Below are 4392 nucleotides of genomic sequence, written 5' to 3'. Positions count from 1 at the left end.
ATCGACCGAGCGGCCGGCTTGGCGATCGACGGGGCGGCGGTGGACTTCCCACCTCCGGTGAAATTCGCCAGAACCATCGCCTTCAACGCTGTGCCCCACCGAGGGCCGCGAGGTCGGCGACGAGCTCGGCGGCGCCGGGCGCGTCGGGGCCGCTGCGGCCCGCGAGCAGCAGGTGCCGGACGCCCCGCGTCGTGACCAGGTGGCGGGCGAGCTCGGCGCCGAGGGTGCCGGTGCCGCCGGTGATCAGGACGGTGCCGTCGGCGGCCCAGGGGCGCGGGACGGTGAGCACGATCTTGCCGGTGTGCCGGGCCTGGGCCATGTACCGGAAGGCCTCGCGGGCGCGGGTGACGTCCCAGCAGGTGAGCGGGAGGGGGCGCAGCGCGCCCTGTTCGAACAGCTCGACCAGGTCGGCGAGCATCTGCCCGATCCGCTCGGGCCCGGCCTCCTGGAGGACGAAGGCCCGGTAGCGGGCGCCGTCGTGGTCGGCGGCGACCTCGGCGGGGTCGCGGACGTCGGTGCGGCCCATCTCGATCAGCCGTCCGCCGGGTCCGAGGAGGCGCAGCGAGGCGTCGACGTACTCCCCCGCGAGGGAGTTGAGGACGACGTCCACGCCTTCGCCGCCGGTGGCGGTGCGGAAGCGTTCCTCGAAGTCGAGGGTGCGGGAGGAGGCGATGGCGGTGTCGGGCAGGCCGTCGGCGCGCAGCAGGTGCTGCTTGGCCTCGCTCGCGGTGCCGTAGACCTCGGCGCCCCAGAGGCGGCCGAGCTGGGTGGCGGCCATGCCGACGCCGCCGGTCGCGGCGTGGACGAGGAGGCGTTCGCCGTCCTGAAGGTCCGCGAGGTCGCGCAGGGCGTAGTAGGCGGTGAGGAAGACGACGGGGACGGAGGCGGCCTGGGCGAAGGTCCAGCCCCGGGGGACGCGGGCGAGCAGGCGATGGTCGGTGACGGCGAGCGGGCCGAACCCGCCCGGGACCATGCCCATGACGTGGTCGCCGACGGCGAGTCCGGTGACGCCGGGGCCGAGTTCGCGCACGACGCCGGCGGCCTCGGAGCCGAGGAAGCGGGCGCCGCCCGGGTACATGTCGAGGGCGTTGAGGACGTCGCGGAAGTTGAGGCCGGCGGCGCGGACCTCGATGCGGACCTCGCCCTCGGCGAGCGGCGCGGCCGTGTCGGGGCTCGGCAGGAGTTCGAGGTTGTCGACGGTGCCCTTGGTGCGGATGTCGAGGCGCCACGGGCCGTCGGGCACGGGCAGCGGCCCGGCGGTGTGGGCGCGGGCCAGGCGGGGGGCGTGGGCGGTGCCGTGGCGCAGGGCGAGCCGGGGTTCCCCGGTGGCGAGCGCGGCGGGCAGGGCGCGCCAGGAGGCGGGGTCGTCGTCCAGGTCGGCGAGGACGATGCGGCCGGGGTGCTCGCTCTGGGCGGAGCGGACCAGGCCGTGGACGGCGGCGGCGGGCAGGTCGTGGACGTCCTCGGCGGGGTCCGCGGCGACGGCGCGGCGGGTGGTCACGAGGAGGGTGGCGTCGGGGCGGTGGTCGGCGAGCCACGTCCGGAGGACGGCGAGGGCGCGTTCGAGGGCGTCGAGCGGTTCGTCGCCGCTGAGTTCGACGAGCGTGACGTCCGCGTCGGCACCCGGGGTGACGCCCGCCTCGGCGAGGGCCGCCGCGTGGGCGGGCGGTTCGCCGATGACGGTCCAGTGGGCGGGGGCCGGCCCCGGCTCGGGGAGGGTCAGGGCCGGCCAGTCCAGGTGGAAGAGCGCCTCGCGGGCCACCCGGGCGCCCGGGTCGAGGGCGCCCTCGGCGAGCGGGCGCACGGCCAGGGCCTCGATGGCGGCCACCGGGCGCCCGGCCGGGTCGGCCATCGCGACGGACACCGCGTCGGGCCCGGCCGGGGTGAGCGTCACCCGCAGCGCGGTGGCCCCGGCGGCGTGGAGCGTGACGCCGGTCCAGGCGAACGGCAGCCCGGGGCGGCCCGCCAGCGGGCCGAGCCCGGCGGGGTGCAGGGCGGCGTCGAGGAGGGCGGGGTGCAGGCCGTAGCGGGCGGCGTCGGCGCGGGCCGCCGCGGGCAGCTCGACCTCGGCGTGGACGGTGGCGCCGAGGCGCCAGGCCGCGCGGACGCCCTGGAACACCGGGCCGTAGCCGTAGCCCTGCTCGCGCAGGCCCGGGTAGAAGCCGCCGAGGTCGATCGGCTGGGCGCCGGCGGGCGGCCAGGCGGCGGCCGTCGGCGCGGGCTCGGCCCCCGCGGGGGCGGGGGTGCGGTCGGGGGCGACGCCGCCGTCGGCGTGCCGGGTCCAGCCCTCGGGCGAATCCGCGTCGGCCGGGCGGGTGTGCAGGGCGACCGGGCGGCGGCCGGTGTCGTCCGGGGCTCCGACCTCGATCTGCACCTGGAGCGCTCCGCGCTCGGGCAGCAGGACGGGCGCGTGCAGGGTCAGTTCCTCGATGCGTCCGCAGCCGAGCTCGTCGCCGGCCCGGACGACCGCCTCGACCAGCGCGGCGCCGGGCACCACGACGGTGCCCGCGACGGCGTGGTCGGCCAGCCACGGGTGGGTGTGCAGCGACCAGCGGGCGGTGGCCACCACCCCGCCGCCCTGGGCGAGTTCGACGGCGGCGCCGAGCAGCGGGTGCTCCGGCGCGGCCAGGCCGGCCGTGGTGACGTCGCCGCCCGTCCCGCCGGGGCGCGGCCAGTAGCGCTGCCGCTGGAACGGGTAGGTCGGCAGCTCGGTGGCGCGCGCGCCGGTGCCGGCGAACAGGATGTCCCAGTCGACCCGGGCGCCGTGGTTGCGGGCGTCGGCGAGGGCGAGCAGGAAGCGGCCGGGGCCGCCCTCGTCGCGGCGCAGCGTGCCGAGGGCGGCCGCGGGCAGGCCGCTGTCCTCGATGGTCTCCTGGACCCCGGTGGTGACCACCGGGTGCGGGCTGACCTCGACGAACACCCGGTGGCCCGCGGCCAGCAGGGTGCGGGTGGCCTGCTCGAACTCCACGGTGTGGCGCAGGTTGCGGTACCAGTAGGCGGCGTCCAGGCCGACGGTGTCGATCACGGCGCCGGTGACGGTCGAGCAGAACGGGACGTCGGCACTGCGCGGGGTGATCGGCGCGAGGAGGTCGAGCAGCTCGTGCTCGATGCGCTCGACGTGCGCGGAGTGCGAGGCGTAGTCGACGGGGACGCGGCGGGCCCGGACGCCGGCCTGCTCGCAGTCGGCGATCAGCTCCTCCAGGGCCTCGGGGTCTCCCGAGACCACCACCGAGCCGGGGCCGTTGACGGCGGCGACGGAGATGCGCCCGTCCCGGCGCGCGAGACGCTCGCGGACGGCGGCGACCGGCTCGGCCACCGAGACCATGCCGCCGAGGCCCGCGAGCCGCCGGATCGCCCGGCTGCGCAGGGCGACGACGCGCGCGGCGTCGTCCAGGGAGAGCGCGCCCGCCACGCAGGCGGCCGCGATCTCGCCCTGCGAGTGGCCGAGCACGGCGGCCGGTTCGACGCCGTGTGCGCGCCACAGTTCGGCGAGCGACACCATGACGGCGAACAGGACGGGCTGCACGACGTCGACCCGGTCGAAGCCCGGCGCCCCGGGCTCGCCGCGCAGGACGGCCGTCGCCGACCAGTCGGTGAACGGCTCCAGCGCCGCCGCGCACTCGGCGAAGCGCTGCGCGAACACCGGTGCGGTGTCCAGGAGTTCGACGGCCATGCCGGCCCACTGGGAGCCCTGGCCGGGGAAGACGAAGACCGGCGCGCCCTCCCCCGCGGCCTGTCCCTCCAGGACGGCGGGGGTCGCGCGGCCCTCGGCGAGAGCGTCCAGGCCGTCCAGGAGCCCGTCCCGGTCGGGCGCGACGACGGCGGCCCGGTGCTCCGCGGCGGCCCGGGTGGTGACGAGGGAGCGGGCGATGTCGTCGTCCAGGGCGGGCCCGGCCGCACGGACGTGGGCGGCGAGGCGGCGTGCCTGCTCGCGCACGGCCTCGGGCGTCCGGGCGGAGAGCATCCAGGGCAGCGGGCGAGCGGCGGCCGGGCGCTCGGGCAGCGGCTCGGGCGCGGGGGCCGCTTCGAGGATCACGTGGGCGTTGGTGCCGCTGACGCCGAACGAGGAGACGCCGGCGCGCGGCGGCCGTCCGGTCTCGGGCCACGTGCGGGCCTCGCTCAGGAGCTCGACGGCGCCGGCGGTCCAGTCGACCTGCGCGGTCGGCTCGTCGATGTGCAGGGACTTCGGGAGCTCGCCGTGCTGCATCGCGAGCACGGTCTTCATCACTCCGGCGACGCCGGCGGCGGCCTGGGTGTGGCCCAGGTTGGACTTCACCGAGCCCAGGAGCAGCGGGATTTCGCGGTCCTGGCCGTAGGTGGCGAGCAGGGCCTGGGCCTCGATCGGGTCGCCGAGGCGGGTGCCGGTGCCGTGCGCCTCGACGGCGTCCACCT

Annotated in this window: 1 protein-coding gene; it reads right to left on the bottom strand. The window is 77.9% G+C overall.

Annotated features, from left to right (window positions below; all coding sequences use genetic code 11):
* Positions 1-82 precede the first annotated feature (82 nt).
* The coding region (locus AB0C76_RS41025) for an acyltransferase domain-containing protein (RefSeq protein WP_359975802.1) at positions 83-4392 on the bottom strand (4310 nt) is incomplete at its 5' end.

Source organism: Kitasatospora sp. NPDC048722, assembly GCF_040650235.1.
GTDB lineage: Bacteria > Actinomycetota > Actinomycetes > Streptomycetales > Streptomycetaceae > Kitasatospora.
The sequence above is the reverse complement of the archived record's forward strand: the minus strand, read 5'-3'. Positions and strand labels throughout refer to the sequence as shown.